Here is a 16,642-nt window from a genome sequence, read left to right on the forward strand (position 1 = left end):
GTTTCGAGAAAGGATCTTTCTGAAACGAGGGTAAACACGGCATGGAAACGAAAGGACATATCCGGCCGTCCTGCCTACACTGGCATGCAGACACAGCCCGCCCCACCGGGCGCGCAGCCCTGCCCGCGCCCACGAGGCCGCGGCACCCCCGACGATGATGGAGAGACAACCATGAACGCACCGCTGCCGGAGCACATCCGCCGCGCCCTCGAAAACGTTACTCTTGAAGACAAGTACACCCTGCCCGAGGGACGGGCCTTCATGAGCGGCGTGCAGGCCCTCGTGCGCCTGCCGATGCTGCAGCGCCAGCGCGACGCGCGTGCAGGGCTCAACACCGCGGGCTTCATCAGCGGCTACCGGGGCTCGCCGCTCGGCGGCTACGACCAGGCCCTGTGGGCCGCCCGCAAGCACCTGGCGCAGAACCAGATCGTGTTCCAGCCCGGCGTGAACGAAGAGCTGGGCGCCACCGCCGTATGGGGCACGCAGCAGCTCGACCTGTATCCCGACAAGAAGAAGTTCGACGGCGTCTTCGGCATCTGGTACGGCAAGGGCCCGGGCGTGGACCGCTGCTCCGACGTGTTCAAGCACGCCAACATGGCCGGCACGGCGCAGCACGGCGGCGTGATCGCCATCGCGGGCGACGACCACATCAGCAAGAGCAGCACCGCGCCGCACCAGAGCGACCATATCTTCAAGGCCTGCGGCCTGCCGGTGTTCTTCCCCAGCAGCGTGCAGGACATCCTCGACATGGGGCTGCACGCCTTCGCCATGAGCCGCTTCTCGGGCGTCTGGTCGGGCATGAAGACGATCCAGGAGGTGGTGGAGTCGTCCAGCAGCATCTCGATCGACCCGGACCGCGTGCGGATCGTGCTGCCCGAGGATTTCGCGATGCCGCCCGGCGGCCTGCACATCCGCTGGCCCGACGCGCCGCTGGAGCAGGAAGCGCGCCTCATGGACTACAAGTGGTACGCCGCCCTCGCGTACGTGCGCGCCAACAGGCTCAACTACAACGTCATCGAAGGCCCGAATGACCGCTTCGGCATCATCGCGAGCGGCAAGGCCTACAACGACACCCGCCAGGCGCTCATCGACCTGGGCCTGGACGACGATACCTGCCGCCGGCTCGGCATCCGCCTGCACAAGGTGAACGTGGTCTGGCCGCTGGAGGCGACGATCACGCGCGAGTTCGCCCAGGGCCTGCAGGAGATCCTGGTGGTGGAGGAGAAGCGCCAGGTCATCGAATACCAGCTCAAGGAAGAGCTCTACAACTGGCGCGCCGACGTGCGCCCGAACGTGCTGGGCAAGTTCGACGAAGGGGAGGGCGACAACTCCGGCGGCGAGTGGAGCATGGCCAACCCGAGCCAGAACTGGCTGCTGCGCCCGAAGGCCGACCTGACGCCCGCGATCATCGCGCGCGCCATCGCCAAGCGGCTGAAGAAGCTCGGCATGCCGGACGACGTGGTGGCGCGCATGGACGCGCGCCTCACGGTGATCGACGCGCGCGAGCGGTCGCTGGCCGAGACCACGGCCGACACGGGCGACCGCACGCCCTGGTTCTGCAGCGGCTGCCCGCACAACACCAGCACCCGCGTGCCCGAGGGCTCGCGCGCCGTGGCCGGCATCGGCTGCCACTACATGGTCAACTGGATGCCGGGCCGCAACACCTCCACCTTCACGCAGATGGGCGGCGAGGGCGTGACCTGGGTGGGGCAGCAGCCGTTCTCGCTGGACAAGCACGTCTTCGCCAACCTGGGCGACGGCACGTACTTCCACAGCGGCCTGCTCGCGATCCGCCAGAGCATCGCGGCCGGCACCAACATCACCTACAAGGTGCTCTACAACGACGCCGTGGCGATGACCGGCGGCCAGCAGGTGGGCGAGCGGCCCGAGGGCCACTCGGTGCTGCAGATCATGAACAGTTTGAAGTCCGAGGGCGTGGCGAAACTGGTGATCGTGACCGACGAGCCCGCCAAGTACGACGGCGTGCCGCTCGCCGAGGGCGTGACGGTGCACCACCGCGACGAGCTGGACCGCATCCAACGCGAATTCCGCGAGATCCCCGGCTGCACGGTCATCATCTACGACCAGACCTGCGCCACCGAGAAGCGCCGCCGCAGGAAGCGCGGCACGCTCGCCACGCCCGACAAGACCGTGGTCATCAACGAGCTGGTCTGCGAGGGCTGCGGCGATTGCTCCGTGCAGTCCAACTGCCTGTCGGTGGAGCCGCTGGAGACCGAATTCGGCCGCAAGCGCCGCATCAACCAGAGCACCTGCAACAAGGACTATTCCTGCCTGAAGGGCTTCTGCCCGAGCTTCGTGACCGTCGAAGGCGGCACGCTCAAGAAGCCGAAGAAGGAAAAGAAGGGCGACCTGTCGGCGCTGGCCCCCATTCCCGAGCCGGTGCTGCCGTTGGCCGAATCCGCCTGGGGCATCGTCGTGGCCGGCGTGGGCGGCACGGGCGTGATCACCATCGGCTCGCTGCTGGGCATGGCCGCGCACCTGGAGGGCAAGGGCGTGGTCACGCAGGACGCGGCCGGCCTCGCGCAGAAGGGCGGCGCCACCTGGAGCCACGTGCAGATCGCCAACCGGCCCGAAGCCATCTACACCACCAAGGTGGACACGGCCAAGGCCGACCTGATCATCGGCTGCGATTCGATCGTCGCCTCGCTCAAGACCACCATGGCCGCGATGCAGCCGGGCCGCACCTTCGTGGCGCTGAACAACCACGGTTCGCCCACCGCGTCGTTCGTGAACAACCCCGACTGGCAGTTCCCCGGCCAGCACTGCGACACGGCCATCGCCTCGGCCGTGGGCGGCGAGCTGCTGGGCAGCTTCGATGCCGAAGAAGTGGCGCTGCAGCTGCTGGGCGACAGCATCTACACCAACCCGCTCATGCTCGGCTACGCCTGGCAGAAGGGCCGCGTGCCGCTCTCGCATGCCGCGCTGATGCGGGCCATGGAGCTCAACGGCGTGCAGGTGGACAACAACAAGGCCGCCTTCGAGTGGGGCCGCCGCTGCGCCCATGATCTGGCGGCCGTGCGCGCGCTGTTCCAGACGGCGCAGGTCATCCAGTTCGCCAAGAAGCCGGCGCTGGCCGAGGTCATCGCGCGCCGCGAGGAGTTCCTGACCGGCTACCAGAACGCCGCCTATGCCGCCGAATACCGCGCCTTCGTGCAGAAGGTGCAGGACGCCGAGGCGCGACTGGGCACCACCACGCGCCTCGCCGAGGCCGTGGCGCGATACCTCTTCAAGCTCATGGCGTACAAGGACGAGTACGAGGTGGCCCGCCTGCACACCGACGGCGCCTTCGCCGGGAAGATCGCCGGCATGTTCGAGGGCGATTACCGCGTGGTGCACCACCTCGCGCCGCCGCTCACGGCGAAGAAGAACGAGCGCGGCGAGCTGGTGAAGAAGGCCTACGGCCCCTGGATGCACAAGGCCTTCGGCGTGCTCGCGAAGATGAAGGGCCTGCGCGGCACGGCGTTCGATCCCTTCGGCCGCACCGAGGAGCGCCGCACCGAGCGCGCGCTGATCCGCGAGTACCGCGCCTGCATCGAAGAGCTGCTGGCCGGTCTCACGGCGGAGAACCTGCCGCTGGCCGTGGAGATCGCGCGCATTCCCGAGCAGATCCGCGGCTACGGCCACGTGAAGGCCCGGCACCTGGAGGCGGCCCGCACGCAGTGGGAAGGCCTGATGGCGCGCTGGCGGCAGGGCCCGGCCGAGGCGGCGCTGCGGCAGAGCGCCTGAGGAAGGGGCCCGGGTTGCCGGTTCAGAAATCCCACTCGAAGCGATCGGCATCGCCGATCAGCATCACCTTGCTCCGGGTCGCCTTGCAGATCCATCGCTGGCGCGTTGCGTCGATTCCCTGAGGGGGCTCGAACAATGCGTCCGGGACCAACGCCACGGCGCAGGCTTCATGGGGGGCGCGCACCGATTCGTATTTGATCCACAGCACGCCCCTGTGCCGGGCCTCTGCGGCCAAGGCCTGGGTGGCGGTGTAGTCGCTGCCATGGGTCCACTGCGCTCTGCGGCGGTTCCAGGGCTCCTGCATGAGGTCGATGGAAGGGCCCCGCAGCTGCGCCTGGAACAGCGTGTGTTCCGTCAGCAGGTCTTCGCCCAGCAGGCCCGTGCTGTCCAGGATGAACCGGTGGCGCCAGTAGGCGATTTCGGCGCAGACGGCCACCTGATTCCTTGCGCCGTACCACTGCCCGTGCTCATGGGCCGGGCGAAACCGGTGAGGATGCGGTGGCGTGTACCGGAAGGGCGTGAACAGCAGGTAATGCCGTCCTTTCGCAATGGGGGGCTTGCTGGCCTCCAGCATCTGCTCCAGCAAATCCTGTTCCTGCAGGGAGTCGACCAGCCTGACCGTGGCCGCTGCGTATTGCGACTCCACCCCGCGCCATACCAGCAGCTGGCGCACACGGAGGCTTTCGCCGAACCACCGCGGGTCCCATGCGCTCATGTGGGCGCACGCATGGCGTCGAGATACGACAGGGTGGCCACGAGACCGTCCACACGCTGGACCATCTGCAACGGCACACCGCCCAGGGCCTTGTTGAATCCCGTCATCCACGCCTGCCGCTTGCCGTCGTCCGTGCCCACGAGGGCATCCAGCGAACGGTAGACGCGCACCAGCAGCAATGCCAGCTCGCCCTCCTTGCTTGCCGGATCGATCGGCTTTTCCGCTTTGAGGATCCGCGACACCGTGGGCTCGCTCAGGCCCAGCGTTCTGGCCAGCATGACGCCGTTCATTCCAAGAAATAGGCTCGCACGGGCCGTGGCCTTGGCAAGCACCTGGCCAGGGTCGGGTCGGGCGATGGCTTGTTCCATGGCGTGCTCCTTGAGATTTCTGTGGAAATATTATGCATAAAAGACGCAATATTTAATACCGCTGCCCATGGGACACTCCCCCTGCATAACCCAACGACCCACGGGTTATGCCTCCAGGTCCCGGAAAGGCGCCGCATACAATCGCCTGTTGCCCTGCGGCAGGCGCTCTCTGCGCCGCTGCGTGCACGATCGGCCCGGCGGCTGCGCCGGACGACCCTTCTTTCAACGGAGCCTGTTGCCGTGTTTATCTCTTCCGCTTTCGCCCAGACCGCCCCGGCCGCCGCACCTGCCGGCGGCATGATGTCCTCGCTCACGGGCATGCTGCCGCTGGTGCTGATGTTCGTGGTGCTGTACTTCATCATGATCCGCCCCCAGATGAAGCGCCAGAAGGAGCACCGCGCCATGATCGAAGCGATCGCCAAGGGCGACGAGGTGGCCACGGCCGGCGGCATCGTGGGCCGGGTCACGCGCCTGTCCGAAGGCTTCCTGCACATCGAGATCGCCTCGGGCGTCGAAGTGCAGATCCAGCGCAGCGCCGTCTCCCAGGTGCTGCCCAAGGGAACCGTGAAGTGATCACTGGCATCCCCCTCGGCAGCCGTTGCCTCTGGGGGATCGGCGCGCGGCGCCTAGTTAATTGAGATAAGAGCGCGATCATGAACCGTTACCCGGTCTGGAAGTACGCGATCCTCGTGGTCGTGCTGCTCGTGGGCATCCTCTATTCCCTGCCCAATGTGTTCGGCGAGGCGCCCGCGGTGCAGGTGTCCTCGGCCAAGGCGTCGCTGAAGATCGAGCCGTCGCTGCAGGGGCGCGTGGAAGAGGTCCTGAAGGCGGCCGGCATCACGCCCGACGCGGTGGGCTTCGACGGCAATTCGGTGCGCGCGCGCTTCGATACGCCCGACACCCAGCTCAAGGCCAAGGACGTGATCCAGAAGGCCCTGGTGCCCGATCCGGCCGATCCGCAGTACATCGTCGCGCTGAACCTCGTGTCGCGCTCGCCCGCCTGGCTCACGGCGCTGCACGCCCAGCCCGTCTACCTGGGCCTGGACCTGCGCGGCGGCGTCCACTTCATGCTGCAGGTGGACATGCAGGCCGCGATCACCAAGAAGGCCGAGTCCTTCGCGGGCGATCTGCGCACCCTCATGCGCGACCGCAACATCCGCCACGGCGGCATCAACCGCGACGGCCAGACCATCGACGTGCGCCTGCGCGACGAGGCGGCCGCCACGGCCACGCGCAACCTGATCTCCGACCAGTTCCCCGACCTCGTGGCCACCGCCACCCCGGACGGCAACGGCGTGCTCGTGCGGGCGACCATCAAGCCCGAGGCCCTGCGCAAGGTGCAGGACCAGGCGCTCAAGCAGAACATGACCACGCTGCACAACCGGATCAACGAACTCGGCGTGGCCGAGCCGGTGATCCAGCAGCAGGGCACCGACCGCATCGTGGTGCAGCTGCCCGGCGTGCAGGACACGGCCAAGGCCAAGGACATCCTGGGCCGCACCGCGACGCTCGAAGTCCGCATGGTGGACGAGAGCACCGAGGCGCGCGGCGCCGAGCGCGGCTCCGGCCCCGTGCCGTTCGGCAGCGAGCGCTACCCCGACCGCAACGGCCAGGCCATCATCGTCAAGAAGCAGGTCATCCTGACGGGCGAGAACCTCACCGACGCACAGCCCGGCTTCGACGGCCAGACGCAGGAGCCCACCGTCAACCTGACGCTCGACGCCAAGGGCGCGCGCATCTTCAAGGACATCACGCGCGAGAACATCGGCAAGCGCATGGCCATCGTGCTCTTCGAGAAGGGCAAGGGCGAGGTCGTCACGGCGCCGGTGATCCGCTCCGAGATCGGCGGGGGCCGCGTGCAGATCTCCGGCCGCATGACCACGGCCGAGGCCAACGACACGTCGCTGCTGCTGCGCGCCGGCTCGCTGGCCGCGCCGATGGAGATCATCGAGGAATTCACCATCGGCCCGAGCCTCGGCGCCGACAACATCAGCCGCGGCATCCACAGCGTGGTCTGGGGCATGGTGGCCATCGCCGTGTTCATGTGCGTGTACTACGCGCTCTTCGGCGTGTTCTCCACCATCGCGCTGTCGGTGAACGTGCTCATGCTGATCGCCGTGCTGTCCATGCTGCAGGCCACGCTGACGCTGCCCGGCATCGCCGCCATGGCGCTCGCGCTGGGCGTCGCCATCGACTCGAACGTGCTGATCAACGAGCGCATCCGCGAGGAACTGCGCGCGGGCGTCGCGCCGCAGGCGGCCATCCATGCGGGCTACGAGCGCGCCTGGGCGACCATCCTCGACTCCAACGTCACCACCCTCATCGCCGGCCTGGCGCTGCTGGCCTTCGGCTCGGGGCCCGTGCGCGGCTTCGCCGTGGTGCACTGCCTGGGCATCCTGACCAGCATGTTCTCGGCCGTGTTCTTCTCGCGCGGCCTGGTGAACCTCTGGTATGGCCGCAAGAAGAAGCTCAAGAGCGTGTCCATCGGCCAGGTGTGGAAGCCCGGTCCCGACACCCCGGTGGTGCCCTCCGCGCCCGCCAAGACGAACTGACCGAAGGAAGACACGCCATGGAATTCTTCCGCATCAAAAAAGACATCCCGTTCATGAAGCACGCGTTGGTCTTCAACGCGATCTCCTTCATCACCTTCGCGCTGGCCGTGTTCTTCCTGGTCACGCGCGGGCTGCACCTGTCGGTGGAGTTCACGGGCGGCACCGTGATGGAGGTGGCCTACACGCAGGCGGCCGACACCGGCAAGGTGCGCGAGGCCGTCTCGAGCCTGGGCTACTCCGACGTGATCGTGCAGAACTTCGGCACCTCGCGCGACGTGATGATCCGCCTGCCCGTGCAGAAGGGCGCCACCTCCGCGCAGCAGAGCGAGCAGGTGATGGGTGCCCTCAAGGCGCAGGACCCGGGCGTCACGCTGCGCCGCACCGAGTTCGTCGGCCCGCAGGTGGGCGAGGAACTGGTGCACGGCGGCCTCATGGCGCTGGCCATGGTGGTGGTCGGCATCGTGGTGTACCTGGCGTTCCGCTTCGAGTGGAAGTTCGGCGTCGCGGCCATCATCGCCAACCTGCACGACGTGGTCATCATCCTGGGCTTCTTCGCGTTCTTCCAGTGGGAGTTCTCGCTCGCCGTGCTGGCCGGCGTGCTCGCGGTGCTGGGCTACTCGGTGAACGAATCCGTGGTGATCTTCGACCGGATCCGCGAGGCCTTCCGCAAGTACCGCAAGATGACCACGCACGAGGTCATCGACCACGCCATCACGAGCACGATGAGCCGCACGATCATCACCCACGCCTCCACCGAGGCGATGGTGCTGTCGATGTTCTTCTTCGGCGGCCCGAGCCTGCACTACTTCGCGCTCGCGCTGACCATCGGCATCCTGTTCGGCATCTATTCCTCCGTGTTCGTCGCCGCCGCCATCGCGATGTGGCTGGGCATCAAGCGGGAGGACCTGATCAAGGCACCTGCGCGCAAGGAAGGCGACCCCAACGATCCGAACGCCGGAGCGGCGGTCTAGGCCCCTCCTTCCGCAAGGCCGGCTCCGCACCGGAGCTCGGTGCAGGGGCAGCGGCAGGCGGCCGGGCCCATGCGCTGTTCCGCGGTGCGGATCGGCCTTCCGATATAAGCAGATTCCCACACGCGGGCCCCAGGGTTGCGCACGCATAATCCGCGGCGTATGGAGACATCCACCCCCCCTCAATCGAACGCGCGGCGCCTGGCGCGCCTGGGCCGCCAGCGTTTCGTGGAGGGACTGAGCGCGGGCCTGCCCGGCCTGGACGCCGAGCTCCAGGAATTCACCGCGCACCTCATGGGCCTCACGGCCACCCAGCGCGTGATGCAGGAGCGGCGCGATCTGTGGATGCGCTACCAGCAGTTCCATGCGGCCTGGGTCGCGGGCGCCGCGCGCGCCCTGGGCGATGCGCTGTCGTCCCTCGCCAGCACGCGCAGCGCGGCCCTGTCCGTGGGGCTGTCCGTCGGCGGCCTCGAATTGCTGAGCGACGACGTGGTGGAGAACCGGATCCTCGCCTCGCGCATCGGCCTGTCGGTCGGTGAGCAGGCGGGCGCCGCGTTCGATGCGGTACGGCAGCACATCCAGCACCTGGAGGGCGAAGAACCCGGCGAGCGCGACATCCTGCGCCCCGAGGTGCTCGCACTGCGCCTGGTGGACCCGTGGGTCGCCAGCGGCCTGCTGCGCTCCGACCTGCAGGCACTGCTGGAGCCGCTGCAGCGCGGCCTCGGCGCCCTGGTGCTCTCGCGCTACCAGGATCTCGTCGCATTTTTCGAACAGCACGGCGTACGGCCGGACAGCGACCTGCGCTCCCGCGTGCGCCGCACCGGCGGATCGACCGTGCAGGCCCCGCTGGGCGGCCCGTCGCCCGGCGCGGACGGCGCCCGGGGCATTTCTTCCGGGGCAGGGGGCTCCTCCCGCGAAGGATTGCGCGGCGGATCGCAGCCAGCGGGCCAGGGCGGCCCTCCCGGCGCGGCAGCGGGTTTCGCCGGCACGCAGGCCGCCGCCTACGGCACGCCGATGGCCCGCGCGCGGCAGCGTGCGCAGGGGGTGATGGGCCGGCTGCACCGGATGCTCGTGCAGCCCGCCGTCGCCGCCTTCTCGGCGTCCGGCGCCGGGCGGATGCCCGGTGGTGCGCCCGCCACGGCGGTGGCGCCGGCCTCCGCGGCGCTGCAGCAGGCCCTGGCCGCGCAGCGGCTGGAGGCCGACAGCTTCTACCGCAGCAGCGAAGTCGCCACGCTGGTGATGGACTACCACAGCCCCGCGGCCGTCGTGCAGGTCGTCGGCGCGGTGCGCGAGCGCGCCGCGGAGTTCAAGGCCAAGGCCTCGACGCCGGGCGAAAAAGCCATCATCGAGGTGGTCGCCCTGATGTTCCAGAGCATCCTGAGCGAGGACCGCATTCCCCCTGCGATGCGCGTGTGGTTCGCGCGGCTGCAGGTGCCGGTGCTGCGCGTGGCGCTGGCCGAACCGGAATTCTTCAGCGACGTGGCCCATCCGGCCCGCCAGCTCATCGACCGCATGGGCGGGGTGGTGCTCGGGTTCGACACGGCCGCCATCCAGGGCAGTGCGCTGGAAGCCGAGGTCCGCCGCGTGGTGCAGGTGATCGAGCAGTACCCCGAGACCGGGCAGCGCGTGTTCCAGCTGGTGCTGGCCGAGTTCGAGAGCTTTCTCTCCCGGTTCCTCACGGCGCCGCAGGCCACGTCGCGCATCGTCACCGTGGCCCAGCAGGTCGAGCAGAAGGAGACGATGGCGATCCAGTACACGATCGAGCTGCGCAACCTGCTCAGGGACATGCCGGTGCGCGAGGAGATCCGCAATTTCCTCTTCAAGACCTGGGCCGAGGTGCTGGCCCTGTCGGCCGTGCGCAGCGGTGCGCAGCACGCCGACACGGCGGCCTTCAAGCGCGCGGCGACGGACCTGGTGTGGGCCGCGAGCGCCAAGCCCCAGCGCGCCGAGCGCGCCCAGGTCATCCAGAGCCTGCCTGCCCTGCTGCAGCGGCTGCGCCAGGGCCTGGCCCTGCTGGGGGTGACGGGCGCGCCGCAGGACGCGCACATCAAGGTCCTGACCGACACGCTCGCGGATGCCTTTCTCTCCAGGACGGCCTCGATTCCCCAGGCGCACATCGACGCGATGGCGCGCAGGCTGGACCACCTCGAGGATTACATGAGCGACGCCACGCTGGGCGAGATGCCGCTCGACGCCGACTACCTGGAGATGATGCTCGGCATCGACGCCTCCTCCATCCACGTGGCGGCCGACAACGGCACCGCCGTGGACGACGCGGCGCTGGAATGGGCAGGGGAGCTGCAGCTGGGGGACTGGTTCACGCTCGACCACAACGGCGCATCGGCCCAGGTGCAGTACGCATGGCACAGCGAGCGCCGGCAGCTGCACTTCTTCGCGGCGCCGGACGGCACCAGCTACCTGCTGCAGTTGCGGCGCATGGCCGCCTATCTGCGGGCCGGGCTGCTGGTACCCCAGGAAGAAGAAGCCCTCACAATGCGGGCCACGCGCGAAGCGCTCGCCAAGATCGACGCCAATCCGGAACGGCTGCTGGGGTAGGGCCGCCGACCGGTTCGCTGGCGCGGGGAGCGTACCGGCGCCTGGCCGCGATGCTCCGGACCACGCCGCGTCCGTTCGACGCCATTAATTTTGGAAATCCATTGCATCAGTTTGTTTTGAGATGCATGGCTTCAAATATATGGCGCTTGTCATCCGTGAAATTTATCCTGTGGCTGCTCATCCATTGGGCCGGCCCATTCGTTGATCCGCTCGTTGATTCGGGGGCGACGATGCACACCGCGATAAATTTCTCACGGGGGTTTCATGCATACGGAATACTCTTCTTCCGACTGTGCCGACGTCATCGTCGTCGGCGCCGGGATCGTCGGACTGACCAATGCGCTGCAATTCGCCAAACGCGGCCTGAAGGTCACGCTGATCGACAGGATCTCCATCCGCAAAGACAGCTTCAAGGTGGGTGAATCCTTTCTCGTCTTCACCAGCGCATTCCTGAGGACCGTGGGTGAGCTGGACCGCTTCATCTCGGAAGAATCGTTCATCAAACTCGGCGTGTGGTTCACGGTGGGGGCCGAAAGAAAATCCGACTTCTCCGGAACCACCGAATGGGCGGTCAATGCCGATCCGCATCCACCCCATTATCTTTTCGACCTCGCGCCCGACCAGAAGTGGTTCCGCTGCATGTTTCTCGACATGCAGATCGCGCGGCCGGACGCCGAGGCCGCCATGCGCGAGGCGGTGCGCGCGCATGAGAACATCCGGTTCCTCGACGACGTGCGCGCCAGGGAGATCGAGCTCTCGGAAGACGACGGCCCGCACCGGGTGCATCTGGACAGCCCCGATCATCCGGAGCCTCTGCGGGCTTCCTGGATCATGGACTGCTCGGGCCGCAACCGCGTGCTGGCCCGCAGGCTGGACCACCGCGCCGAGCACCGCGAACTCGATGACGGCTTCCAGACGACGGCCGCCTGGGGGCAGTTCTCCCATGTGGACGATGCCAAGTTCGGCGAGCAGTGGACCGCGCTGCTGCGTTCGGGCCAGCGCACGCCGCGCGACCTCTATACCGTGCATCTCTGGGGCGTGGGCTACTGGATCTGGGTCATCCGGCTGTCGCAGAACCGGATCAGCGTCGGCGTCACCTTCGACCAGCGCATGGCGCCCCCCGAGCGGACGCCGCGCGAGCAGTTCTGGTCGCTGATCCACCGCCATCCGCTGCTGGATGGCCTCATCGGCGAGGAGACGCTGCTGGAGTTCCAGTCCTTCCGCAACGTGCAGCACTGGACGGACCGCTTCGTCAGCGGGCGCCGCTACGCCATGGCCGGCGATGCGGGCAGCATCATCGACGCCTACTACAGCCAGGGCATCGCGCTGGCGCTGGTGTCGAGCTGGCACATCGCCAACATCGTCGAGCGGCACGTGAAGACGCGCCGCATCGACCAGGCCTACATCGACCGCGTCAACGAGGCCACGCGGCAGGACTGGCACATGCTGCGCAACATGGTGCGGGAGAAATACACGCCGGCGATCGAAGACCCGCGGTTCTTCCTGCTCTCGCACATCCTCGACATGGCGATCTTCTGGTGCATGGGCAGCACCCGGGCCAAGCTGACCCGCTGGCTGGTGCAGACGGAAGGGTACGCCGACCGGCAAACCCCCGAGCTCGCCCAATTGCGCGCCGGGGTGGAGCAGCGGCTCTTCTATTCCCGCTCGCCTTACTGGCTGGGCCTGGCGCCTGCGCGCATCGAATCGATCCAGCGCCATCTGCAGTCGAAGATCGCCGAGCGGGCCCGCTGGCGGCTGGCCCACGGCATCACCCTCCCGCCGATCACGAGCGTGCTCAGCGTCACGGCCCCGCTGCCGCAGATCTGGAAGCTGCCGTTCGCCCGGAAGGGCCGCCCCGTGGACCTCAGCGGACGCGATCTGGTGCAGCCGGCTTCGCAGCGGCCGCCGGGCACCGCCAGCTGGTTCGACGCCCTGCCGATCTCCGTCAACACGAAGCTCGACTGGGTGATCCGTTTGCGGCCCCTGGGCCTGCTGGGGAGCTTCCTCTTCGGCTACCTCTACGATGCGGCGGACACGGGATGGCGCAAGCTGACGATGCGGCTGCGGCCCGTGCGCCGCGGCGCCGGTGTGCTGGCGCACGGCGCCGCAGCCAAGAGCGGGAGCGGCCCCGATGCATAAGGCCATCTATCTCAGCCTCGGTGCGCCGCACCTCGAGTACCCGGGCGTGGAGGCCGCCCTGCGTGCCGAAGGCGTGGAAGCCCGCATGGTCCACATCGACGCATTCGAGGCGCTCGACCTGGAAGACGTGGACCTCGTCAACCTGCGCATGTGCCGCTGGTACCACAAGGATCCTGCCTTCCGGCAGCGGGTGGAGAACGTCCACCGCCGGCTGCAGCAGGTGCGCCGCGGCCCGGTGCCGATGGCCAATCCGCTGCCGCTGGTGATCGACGCACTCGACAAGGGCCGCTACCTGCGCAAGCTCGGCCAGGACGGCATCGAGCTCATTCCCACCCGCTGGATCGACAAGGGCACTGCCTTCAACCTGTCCCACCTCATGGAAGAGCAGGGTTGGACCGACGTGGTCGTGAAGCCGACCATTTCCTCGGGTTCGTGGAACACGATCCGCGTATCGCGCCGCGGCCCGTCCCTGGACGAGCACCATTTCGTGCTGGAGGGCGATGCGTTCGCGCGGGAGGGCGACCTTGCCGCCCTCGCGCAGACGCACGATCTGATCGTGCAGCCCTTCCTGCCGTCGGTGCTGGAGTTCGGCGAGTTGTCGTTCGTCTTCCTGGGCGGGAGGCTCAGCCACACCGTGCGCAAGACCGTGGGCGCTGGCGGCTGGTGGGCGCATGAACGCCTCGGGGGGTGCAATTTCCGCTGGACGCCGAGCCCGCGGGACGAGGCCTGGGCCGTCCGCGTGAACGACGCGCTCGAACGGCGCTACGGGCCGCTGTGGTTCGCGCGGGTGGATGGCATCCATACCGGAGACGGCCGCATCCAGCTGCTGGAGTGCGAACTCGCCATCCCGCGGCTGCTGCTGCAGGAAGGGCAGGCGTTCGGGACGTATGCGCGGGTCATCGCGGAAGGCATCCGGCGGGTGAAGGCGGCGGGTGGAACACGGGCCGTACCCGAAACCCCGGCGGCCGCAGTGCCTGCCGTTGCAGGGGCTGCGGTGGCGTGACGCGGTGGGGCGCAATGGGGTAGGGTGGGGTGGGATGAGCGCGGACCCGCCGGTGCTTGCAGGCCGGCAGGTCCGCGCGCTTCACGCATGGGGGGGCTTTCGGTGCCGGCCTTTTCGTCAGCCGTCTTCCGGCATGCCGTCGTCCGTGTCCACACGTCCGTTCACGACACGCCGCACCACGTCGCCCGGAAATCCGCGCGCTGCCAGGAAGCGCATCTGCCGCGCCCGCTCCTGCGGCGTGGCCGGCGGGCTGCCGAAGCGCTGGCGCCAGACGGCCAGGGCCCGTGCCGCCTCGCTGCCGCGCAGGCGCTCTGCGGTTTCGCGCACCAGCGCGTCGTCCAGACCCTTGGCGCGCAGCTCCTGCACCACGCGCTGCGTGCCCAGCCGCGCCGCACGGCGGTGCACCACGGATTCGGCCACGCGGCCGGCATTGATGAAGTCCTTGGCCTGGAGCTCGTCCAGCACCGCGCGCAGGTCGTCGCCTTCCTGCACATGGCGTGCGAGCTTGGCTTCGAGCTCGGGGCGGGAATGCTCGCGCTGCGCCAGCAGGCGCAGCGCACGGCCCTTGAGCGAGAGCGTGGAGTTGTTTCGCATGGATGGGTGCAGGCGGGAGCGAAAGCACAAGCGCCGGACGGCCGCATGCACGGCCGGCCGGCGCTTGTGCAGCCGGACGTCAGGCGTCGTCGCCCGTCCCGGCGGCTGCGGCCGGAGCGCTGCTCGGCGGCAGCAGCGAGACGCCCAGGTCTTCGCGCACGCGGTTCTCGATCTCGCGGGCGAGTTCGGCGTTCTCGCGCAGGAACTCGCGCGCGTTGTCGCGGCCCTGGCCGATCTTCTCGCCGTTGTAGGCGTACCAGGCGCCGCTCTTGTCGATGATGCGCGCGTTCACGCCCATGTCGATGATCTCGCCCTCGCGGCTGATGCCTTCGCCGAAGAGGATGTCGAACTCGGCCGTCTTGAAGGGCGGGCTCACCTTGTTCTTCACCACCTTCACCTTGGTCTCGTTGCCGATGGCCTCGTCGCCCTTCTTGATGGTGCCGGTGCGGCGGATGTCCAGGCGCACGGAGGCGTAGAACTTCAGCGCGTTGCCGCCGGTGGTGGTTTCGGGGCTGCCGAACATCACGCCGATCTTCATGCGGATCTGGTTGATGAAGATGACCATGCAATTGGTCTTCTTGATCGTGGCGGTGAGCTTGCGCAGTGCCTGGCTCATGAGGCGGGCCTGCAGGCCGGGCAGCGCGTCGCCCATTTCGCCCTCGATTTCGGCCTTCGGGGTCAGGGCGGCGACCGAGTCGATGACGATGAGGTCGACGGCGCCGGACCGCACGAGGCTGTCCACGATTTCCAGGGCCTGCTCGCCGGTGTCGGGCTGGCTGATGAGCAGGTCGGGCACGTGCACGCCGAGTTTCTGGGCGTACTGGATGTCGAGCGCATGCTCGGCATCGACGAAGGCGCAGGTGCCGTTCTGCTTCTGCATCTCGGCGATGACCTGCAGCGTGAGCGTGGTCTTGCCGGAGGATTCCGGGCCGTAGATCTCGATCACGCGGCCGCGCGGCAGGCCGCCGACGCCCAGTGCGACGTCCAGGCCGAGCGAGCCGGTGGACACCACCTGGATGTCCTCGATGGCTTCGCCTTCGCCCAGGCGCATGATGGTGCCCTTGCCGAACTGCTTTTCGATCTGGGCGAGGGCTGCCTGCAGGGCCTTGGCCTTTTCGCTGTTGGCGGCGTTGTTCTTGACGGGTGCGTCCATGGAGAACTCCTGAAGTAGGAAAAACGAAGGAAGAAAGCCGGGATGGAGGAACCGCCGTCGGTGGCTGTTTTCAATCACAGGCTGGATGCTTGATCAGTAGTGTATGGGCGGCATACTTTGCAAACAATGCCTCTTTTGATCAGTTTGCCTGACAATCCGGCGGATGCCTTCCACGTCCTTTCCACAGCCTCCGTCGGCCAGTCTCGCCACCCGCGACGACGCCTGGCGCCTCACCCACCTGGGCCGGCTGCTCGGCCATGCGATGCGGCGTTTCGATGCCCGCGTGCTGGAGCTGATGGCGCACGACGTGCACGTGCCGCTGGCGCTGTCGCACCTGGCCGCGCGCGACCAGGTGAGCGCGGCGCACATCCACATCACGCGGCACCTCTCCCTGCAGGGCGACCGGCTGACCGACCTGGCCGCGCGCGCCGGCATGGCCAAGCAGTCGATGGCCGCGCTGGTCGAGCAGTGCGAGGCCTGGGGGCTGGTGGTGCGCGAGCCGGACCCGCACGATGCCCGCTCCCGGCGCGTGCGTTTCACGGAGACCGGCCTGGCCTGGCTGCAGGCGTTCCGCGATGCGGTCGCACAGGCCGAATCGGAATTCCGCGCCGAGGTGGGCGACGAGGTGGCCGCGGTCGTCGCGCTGGGGCTGGAGGCCTATGCGGGCGGCGACGGAGGGCGGGGCTGAGAGCGGCTCAAACGACCCTTCTGGCGTCGTTGCCGCATCTTGTCGTACGGCTCGTACTGCCTGCGATGCGGCGCCTCGCCAGAACCGCTTCGCTGGGTCGCGTGAGCCGCTCTCAACGGCGGCGCCCTGCGGTCCTAGAATCGATGCCGTGCCGCGGAA

General features: G+C 68.1%; 12 protein-coding genes. 8 read left to right on the top strand and 4 right to left on the bottom strand.

Annotation, left to right across the window (positions count from 1 at the left end):
• The first annotated feature begins 171 nt into the window (after positions 1 to 171).
• Positions 172 to 3,747 (top strand): indolepyruvate ferredoxin oxidoreductase family protein, encoded by a 3,576-nt coding sequence (locus Q9R47_RS03560; RefSeq protein WP_311231817.1) that lies wholly within the window; start codon positions 172 to 174, stop codon positions 3,745 to 3,747.
• Positions 3,748 to 3,769: 22 nt separating this feature from the next.
• Here the strand turns inward: Q9R47_RS03560 and Q9R47_RS03565 are convergent, their stop codons facing one another.
• Entirely contained in the window at positions 3,770 to 4,462 is a 693-nt protein-coding gene (locus tag Q9R47_RS03565; protein WP_311231818.1) for an RES family NAD+ phosphorylase, read from the bottom strand.
• On the bottom strand, positions 4,459 to 4,830 hold the full coding sequence (locus tag Q9R47_RS03570; protein ID WP_311231819.1) for an MbcA/ParS/Xre antitoxin family protein: 372 nt from the start codon (positions 4,828 to 4,830) through the stop codon (positions 4,459 to 4,461). The genes Q9R47_RS03565 and Q9R47_RS03570 overlap by 4 nt, the downstream gene beginning before the upstream one ends.
• Before the next feature lie 240 nt (positions 4,831 to 5,070).
• On the opposite strand from Q9R47_RS03570, the gene yajC reads away from it, so the two are divergent.
• The 6 genes from yajC to Q9R47_RS03600 all read left to right on the top strand — a co-directional run bounded on the left by yajC (position 5,071) and on the right by Q9R47_RS03600 (position 14,048).
• Complete coding sequence (gene yajC / locus Q9R47_RS03575) at positions 5,071 to 5,403, top strand: preprotein translocase subunit YajC (protein WP_311231820.1); 333 nt, start codon at positions 5,071 to 5,073, stop codon at positions 5,401 to 5,403.
• Between the two features lie 80 nt (positions 5,404 to 5,483).
• Complete coding sequence (gene secD, locus Q9R47_RS03580; protein ID WP_311231821.1) at positions 5,484 to 7,382, top strand: protein translocase subunit SecD; 1,899 nt, start codon at positions 5,484 to 5,486, stop codon at positions 7,380 to 7,382.
• A 17-nt stretch (positions 7,383 to 7,399) separates the two neighbouring features.
• Positions 7,400 to 8,353 (top strand): protein translocase subunit SecF, encoded by a 954-nt coding sequence (secF, locus tag Q9R47_RS03585; protein ID WP_311231822.1) that lies wholly within the window; start codon positions 7,400 to 7,402, stop codon positions 8,351 to 8,353.
• 159 nt (positions 8,354 to 8,512) lie between these two features.
• Positions 8,513 to 10,906, top strand: coding sequence for a DUF1631 family protein (locus Q9R47_RS03590; protein ID WP_311231823.1), 2,394 nt, complete (start codon positions 8,513 to 8,515; stop codon positions 10,904 to 10,906).
• A 264-nt stretch (positions 10,907 to 11,170) separates the two neighbouring features.
• Complete coding sequence (locus Q9R47_RS03595; protein ID WP_311231824.1) at positions 11,171 to 13,045, top strand: FAD-dependent oxidoreductase; 1,875 nt, start codon at positions 11,171 to 11,173, stop codon at positions 13,043 to 13,045.
• Complete coding sequence (locus Q9R47_RS03600) at positions 13,038 to 14,048, top strand: hypothetical protein (protein ID WP_311231825.1); 1,011 nt, start codon at positions 13,038 to 13,040, stop codon at positions 14,046 to 14,048. Before Q9R47_RS03595 ends, Q9R47_RS03600 begins: the two co-directional genes overlap by 8 nt.
• Before the next feature lie 117 nt (positions 14,049 to 14,165).
• Here Q9R47_RS03600 and recX read toward each other — a convergent pair whose 3' ends face one another.
• Both recX and recA read right to left on the bottom strand, forming a co-directional pair.
• Positions 14,166 to 14,642 (bottom strand): recombination regulator RecX, encoded by a 477-nt coding sequence (recX, locus tag Q9R47_RS03605; protein ID WP_311231826.1) that lies wholly within the window; start codon positions 14,640 to 14,642, stop codon positions 14,166 to 14,168.
• A 79-nt stretch (positions 14,643 to 14,721) separates the two neighbouring features.
• Positions 14,722 to 15,795, bottom strand: coding sequence for a recombinase RecA (gene recA, locus Q9R47_RS03610; protein ID WP_311231827.1), 1,074 nt, complete (start codon positions 15,793 to 15,795; stop codon positions 14,722 to 14,724).
• Between the two features lie 163 nt (positions 15,796 to 15,958).
• On the opposite strand from recA, the gene Q9R47_RS03615 reads away from it, so the two are divergent.
• A complete protein-coding gene (locus tag Q9R47_RS03615; protein ID WP_311231828.1) occupies positions 15,959 to 16,483 on the top strand; it encodes a MarR family winged helix-turn-helix transcriptional regulator in 525 nt (174 codons plus the stop codon).
• Positions 16,484 to 16,642 lie beyond the last annotated feature (159 nt).

This window comes from Acidovorax sp. PRC11 (genome assembly GCF_031844105.1).
GTDB lineage: Bacteria > Pseudomonadota > Gammaproteobacteria > Burkholderiales > Burkholderiaceae_C > Paracidovorax.

Coding starts and splice junctions, on each gene's coding strand:
- Q9R47_RS03560 (WP_311231817.1), top strand. CDS start 172: ATGAACGCACCGCTGCCGGAGCACATCCGCCGCGCCCTCGAAAACGTT.
- Q9R47_RS03565 (WP_311231818.1), bottom strand. CDS start 4,462: ATGAGCGCATGGGACCCGCGGTGGTTCGGCGAAAGCCTCCGTGTGCGC.
- Q9R47_RS03570 (WP_311231819.1), bottom strand. CDS start 4,830: ATGGAACAAGCCATCGCCCGACCCGACCCTGGCCAGGTGCTTGCCAAG.
- secD (WP_311231821.1), top strand. CDS start 5,484: ATGAACCGTTACCCGGTCTGGAAGTACGCGATCCTCGTGGTCGTGCTG.
- secF (WP_311231822.1), top strand. CDS start 7,400: ATGGAATTCTTCCGCATCAAAAAAGACATCCCGTTCATGAAGCACGCG.
- Q9R47_RS03590 (WP_311231823.1), top strand. CDS start 8,513: ATGGAGACATCCACCCCCCCTCAATCGAACGCGCGGCGCCTGGCGCGC.
- Q9R47_RS03595 (WP_311231824.1), top strand. CDS start 11,171: ATGCATACGGAATACTCTTCTTCCGACTGTGCCGACGTCATCGTCGTC.
- Q9R47_RS03600 (WP_311231825.1), top strand. CDS start 13,038: ATGCATAAGGCCATCTATCTCAGCCTCGGTGCGCCGCACCTCGAGTAC.
- recX (WP_311231826.1), bottom strand. CDS start 14,642: ATGCGAAACAACTCCACGCTCTCGCTCAAGGGCCGTGCGCTGCGCCTG.
- recA (WP_311231827.1), bottom strand. CDS start 15,795: ATGGACGCACCCGTCAAGAACAACGCCGCCAACAGCGAAAAGGCCAAG.
- Q9R47_RS03615 (WP_311231828.1), top strand. CDS start 15,959: ATGCCTTCCACGTCCTTTCCACAGCCTCCGTCGGCCAGTCTCGCCACC.